The sequence below is a fragment of the Bradyrhizobium sp. genome, assembly GCF_035484855.1.
In the GTDB taxonomy this organism is placed as follows: domain Bacteria; phylum Pseudomonadota; class Alphaproteobacteria; order Rhizobiales; family Xanthobacteraceae; genus Bradyrhizobium.
Genome location: NZ_DATHOP010000277.1, coordinates 1 through 5,601, shown reverse-complemented (window position 1 = coordinate 5,601; position 5,601 = coordinate 1). Strand labels below are relative to the sequence as shown.

4 protein-coding genes are annotated in these 5,601 nt (G+C 63.7%); 1 reads left to right on the top strand and 3 read right to left on the bottom strand.

What is annotated here, in order from left to right:
• Positions 1-395, top strand: a 395-nt coding sequence (locus tag VK804_RS31505) for a GFA family protein (protein ID WP_325752200.1), incomplete at its 5' end; no start/stop codon positions are given.
• A gap of 166 nt (positions 396-561) precedes the next feature.
• Here the strand turns inward: VK804_RS31505 and VK804_RS31500 are convergent.
• The 3 genes from VK804_RS31500 to VK804_RS31490 all read right to left on the bottom strand — a co-directional run.
• On the bottom strand, positions 562-3,801 hold the full coding sequence (locus VK804_RS31500; protein WP_325752199.1) for a bifunctional cytochrome P450/NADPH--P450 reductase: 3,240 nt from the start codon (positions 3,799-3,801) through the stop codon (positions 562-564).
• 165 nt (positions 3,802-3,966) lie between these two features.
• Positions 3,967-4,962 (bottom strand): alpha/beta hydrolase, encoded by a 996-nt coding sequence (locus VK804_RS31495; protein WP_325752198.1) that lies wholly within the window; start codon positions 4,960-4,962, stop codon positions 3,967-3,969.
• A gap of 9 nt (positions 4,963-4,971) precedes the next feature.
• The coding region (locus tag VK804_RS31490) for a WS/DGAT domain-containing protein (RefSeq protein WP_325752197.1) at positions 4,972-5,601 on the bottom strand (630 nt) is incomplete at its 5' end.

Genomic DNA, 5,601 nt, shown 5'->3' with positions numbered 1-5,601 from the left:
GCGGATGCTATTGCGGCCAGGTGCGTTATGTCGCCGAGGGCGAGCCGATGTTGAAAGCGCAGTGCCACTGCCGTGAATGTCAGTATATCAGCGGCGGCGGTCCCAACATGTTCGCGCTGATGCCGATCGACGGCTTCAGCTATAGCAAGGGAACACCGAAGCAGTTCTCGCGCAGTGACCTTGAAGGCGCCGTGACGCGCGATTTCTGCGCCGAATGCGGCACTCACCTGATCACACGGCGGCCCGGATTACCCGCCGCGATCCTGAAAATCGGCACGCTCGACGACCCCAGCCTGTTCGGCCATCCGCAGATGGCGATCTACACCATCGACAAGCAGGATTTCCACATGATCCCCGAGGGATTGCCGACCTTCGAGCGATTGCCGAAGCGATAGCGGGCATTGGACGACAAATAGCGCAACACCTGCACGTCGTCGTCCCGGCGTATGCCGGGACCCATACGCCTTGACGGAGCGACTTTAACGACGCTGTTGAACAAGTCCCTTTAACCACGGACACCAGTGGTTATGGGTCCCGGCGTTCGCCGGGACGACCAGGGATTTATCCGCCCGCCCAGACGTCGAGCACATAGCGGTTCTTCGTGCCGAGATCGTCGATCCAGCGTTGCGCCGCGGCCGCATCCGCGCCGGCGCGCTCGCGATAGATCGCGACCAGCGTGGCCTTGACGTCCGGCTCCATTTTTCCGCCGTCGCCGCAGACATAGATGATCGCGCCTTGTTCGATCAGGCTCCAGACGCGTTCCTGCTGTGCCGCGATCAGATTCTGCACATAGGTCTTCGGCGCCTCCGTGCGCGAAAACGCGGTGTGCAACTCGGTAATGCCGTCGGCCGCGAAGGCCTTCAACTCATCCGCGTAGAGATAATCCTGCTCGGGATGGCGGCAGCCGAAAAACAGCATCGCCGGACCGAGTTTTTCGCCCCTGGCCTTGCGCGCGGCACGTTCCTGCAGAAAGCCGCGGAACGGCGCCAGCCCCGTCCCGGGGCCGACCATGATGATCGGCACGGCGGCATCGTCGGGCAGCCGGAACCCGGCCTTGGTTTCGCGCACCGTGGCATGGACCACCTCGCCGGCGCGGCGGCCAGCGAGGTAATTCGAACAAATACCCTTGTAGATACCGCGCCCCGAACCCGCTGGTCCCTCGACCACCGCAACCGTGACGCTGCAGCGCGCGCCATCGCCTGACGGCGACGACGAGATCGAATAATAACGCGGCGCCAGCAGCGACAGCATTTCCAGATAGGCATGGAACGGCAGCTCGCAGGCCGGGTGTTCCTCCATCAGATCGAACACCGACTTGCGCCGGCCGAGGATTTCGGCGCGATAGCGTTCGGTCGAGGCGCCATCGTCGCCGACAAAGGCCAGCAGTTTCGGCTTGGTCACGGGACAGCGCGTGTGCTCCGACATGATCTGGAGCTGCTTGCGGGTCGCGACCTGCTGCAACTCGACGAAGTCGGTCAATAGCCGTCCGACCGAGACCGCGTCGCCGGTCGGCAGCTGTGCGCGGCGGCCTTCGGCGACCTGCAGCTTGATCTGGTCGGCGGGCAGGAAACCGAAGCGGCGCGCCACCGCATCCACCAGCGCCGGATCGTTGCGCGGCACCACGCTCAGGTGATCGCCGACCCGATAGCTCGTGCCCGCGGGCAATTGCACCTCGATATGCCGGGTCGATCGATCCGAGGGATTGGCGCCGGCCTTGTTCTGCAGCTCGGTATTGACCGCGACCATCATCGGCGACACGCCGCCGAGTGCGGCGATCGCGCCGACCGCCGACGGCGGCACCGGTTCGATCTGGTACAGCGGCTCATCCTCGGCGCTACGGCTGAAGCTCGAATCGACACCGAATTCCCTGACCGCCTGAGGCGCGGCCTTGGCGAACCAGCTCTCGAATTCGCCGTCGAGATCGCCGCGGGCATCGCCTTCGCCGCGCGCATAGACCGAACGCGCGCCATGCGCCGCGAGCTGCTCGTCGATCAGCCGCGGGATCGATTGATAGGTCGCGGCCCAGTCGCTGTTGCCGCAACCGAACACGGTGTAGCGCACCTTGGCAAAGGCGTCCTTCGGCAAGTCGCCGCGCAGCCATTTCATGAACTGCGTGGCGTTGTCCGGCGGCGCTCCATTATAGGAGGCGCAGAAGATCAAGACGCCGCCCTGCTCCGGCAGCTTGCCGACAAAATCATCGAGCGGCGCAAGTTTTGTGGCAAAGCCGTTGACCTCGGCGAGATCGGCCACGCGGGTTGCGAGTTCCTCGGCGGTGCCGAGATTCGATCCGTAGAGCACGAGCAGCGGCGTATTATGTCCCGGCCGGGTACGTGCACGCGGCGCGGCCACCGCCGCCGATGTCGCGGCAGCCGCCGCGGCCGGGCCATCATGGGCGCCGCGATCCTTTTCGGTCCGCGGACGCACCTTGATCTTGAATCCATCAGGCTTGATCGTCAGCGTTTCCTTCAGGCGCATCTGGTAGCGGTTGACGTCGAGCAGCCTGAAGCGCTGCAGGATCATGCCGACGGCGAGCGCCGCCTCGTGCATGGCAAAGCCGCGGCCGATGCAGGCGCGCTGGCCGTTGCCGAACGGCTTCCAGGCATTGACGGGACGCTTGGCTTCGGCCTCGCGGCTGAAATTCTCCGGATCGAACGCGTCAGGGTTTGGTCCCCACACGCTGGGATCGCGGTGCAGCGCCAGCGAAAGGACCAAAACAAACGTGTTCTTTCGGAGCTCGTATTTACCGCCGATGGTCTCGTCCTTGAGCGGCGCGATGCCATAAGCGGGCGCCGGCGGCCACAGCCGCAAGGCCTCCTTCAGAATCTGCGTGATGTAGGTGAGTTGTGTAACCTGCTGATAGGTCGGTTTGGCGTCGATATCGGGCCCGAGCACCCGGTCGACCTCCTCATAGGCTTTCCTGAGAACCTCGGGATGCTTCTGCAGCGCATAAAGCGTGCATGACAACAGACCGCTGGTCGTTTCGTGTCCGGCAATCAGGAACGTGTTGATCTGGTAGCGGATGTTGACGTCATCGAGCTGCTCGCCGGTAGCGCGGTCGACGCCAGTCATCATGGCGCCGAGCATGTCCTTCTTGCCTTCGGCAGCTTCGGCGTTCTTGCGACGTTCGGCGACGATCTCATCGACCATCGCGTTCATGAACGCGACGTCACTTGCGAGGTCGCGGTTACGGTTGCGCAACCACAACCCTTCGAGCGGAAGGCCGCGGGTCAACATGATGGTCTCGAGCGAACGCACCAGCGACTCGACGAACGGGTGATAGTCCTCTCGATAGAACGAGTTGAAACGGTAATCGAATCCGCATAGGCCGATGGTGTCGAGCGTCAGCGCCGTCATGTCATGAACGACATCGATCTCATCATCAGCATTCAGGCGCTCCCACTTCTTCACGAGCTGATCGGCGATATCGACCATGCTCGGATGATAGGACTGCATCGCACGGTTGCCGAACGGCTGCATCAGGATGTTGTGGGCCTTGCTCCAATTCGGCTCGTTCGTGTACGCTGTAAACAGTCCGTCGCCGGCAACGGCGCGCACGCGGCGCAGGGATCCTTTCACCGCCTTGTCGAACCGCTTCTCGTCGCTGAGCTCGTCGACCAGGTCGTGCCCCGACACGACGACAAACGGCGTGCCCATCATGTCGAGCCAGAAGATCGGCCCGAGTTCTTTCGCCATCCGCGTCATATGCTGGATCGGCGCGCCGGAATCGACCGACAGCATATTGCCGACCACCGGCTTCTTCGGCGGATGCGGGATCGGGCTTAGTCTGTTGGTCGACGCCATCTCGAAATTTTCTCCTGCCTTCTCACCACATAACCAGCGCGTCATCCTGAGGTGCGCGCACTTTCTTGCGCGCCTCGAAGGATGGGCCGCTTGCACCCGTTGCCACATCCTTCGAGGCTCGCCCAAGAGGGCGAGCACCTCAGAATGACGACTCCGGCGATTATCTCACCCGAACCGCTTTCTACGCCATTCGATCAGTTTCGCGCTGACTTCGTCCGGCTTTTCCTGCTGCGTCCAATGGCCGCTGCCGCACACCATATATTTCTCGAGATCGGGAACGATCTTCTCCATGCCGTCGGCGGCCGATGGCGGCAGCACGTGGTCGTTCTCGGCCATGATCATCAGCGATGGCACCCGCACGGTGTGGTCCAGTTCCGCCGAGCGCTGCCAGTTGCGCGACATGTTGCGGTACCAGTTGATGCCGCCGGTAAAGCCGGTCTTGGTGAAGGTATCGACGAACACCTTCTTTTCCTCCGGCGACAGGATCGGCGTGCGCGGATCGTGCCTGGCGTCGTAATTGGCGATCATCTGCGGGAACGCCAGATTGAGCCGCGGCGAGGCGCCGACGCCGGCGACCGGCTGCTCGGCCGGCGCGTCGTCGCTGCGTGGAGCGGGCTTGCGCATGAAGGCATCGAAGGTCTGTTCGACCCGGCTGCCGAAGATACGATCCGGCTCGCGCCCGGCATCCTGGAACTGCACGATGTACATGTGCTCGCCGAAGCGTTTGCGCAGCAGCTCGATCGGGTCGGCCGGCGCGCGATTGGTGTGCGGGGTGTTGATGCCGACGATGCCGGCGACACGGTCGAGATGCCGCAGCGGCATCTGCCAGACGACAAAACCGCCCCAGTCATGGCCGACGAAGATCGCCTTGTCGATTTTCAGATGGTCGAGCAGGCCGATGAGGTCACCGGTCAGATGCTCCATATCGTAGTCCTCGACGGCTTCCGGCCGTTCGGTCGCGCCGTAGCCGCGCTGGTCCGGCGCGATCACGCGGATGCCGGCCTCGCCCAGCGCCTTGATCTGGTGCCGCCACGAAAACGCGATCTCCGGCCAGCCATGGCAGAGCACGACCGGCGGGGCGTCGGTCGCAGGACCCGCCTCGTAATAGCCCATCCGAATCCCGTTGGTGGACGCAAATTGCAGCGGCGGCATCTCGATCATCGTACAACCTTATTCAGCGGCGCCCTTGATCTCGGCCGGCGGCGGCGCAAAGGCTGCCTCCAGCGCCTCGAATTCCGCCGGCAGCATGTCGCACAGAACCTGCACATGGGGAATGATGTTGGCTCCGGAAATGAAGCCGAAATCCAGCTGGTCGCGGTAGCTCTGCACGGTGATGTTGAGCGCCAGCCCGTGCGTCGCGATCGAGACCGGGAAGATGTTGAGCAGTTCGGCCCCGACGGCATAGAGGGTCTGGCGCGGGCCCGGCACGTTGGATATCGTCACGTTCGCCGCGGCGGGCATCACGTCGGCGAGGTTCGAGCGGCTGTACAGCAGCGCGAGCATCTGCACGACCATCGGCGCGCCGAGCAGCGCGATATTGCTCAGATGCGGGATCAGCGGGCGCAGCGGGCTGCTCATCTCCTTGGCTTTCGAGGATTCGGCGATGATCGCGAGCATGCGCGCCTTCGGGTCCTCGATGTCGCTCGCGAGCGAACAGATCATGCCGAAGACCTGATTGTTGGCGGCTGAATCGCCTTGCTCGCGCAGCGAAATCGGCACCGCTGCGGTCAGCGAACGCGCGGGCAGGGCGCCTTGCGAGGCGAGATGGCGGCGCAGGACCCCGCTCGAGATCGCCATCAC

Bases quoted from the DNA above. Each gene is read 5' to 3' on its own strand.
- VK804_RS31500 (WP_325752199.1), bottom strand. From the start codon at position 3,801: ATGGCGTCGACCAACAGACTAAGCCCGATCCCGCATCCGCCGAAGAAG.
- VK804_RS31495 (WP_325752198.1), bottom strand. From the start codon at position 4,962: ATGATCGAGATGCCGCCGCTGCAATTTGCGTCCACCAACGGGATTCGG.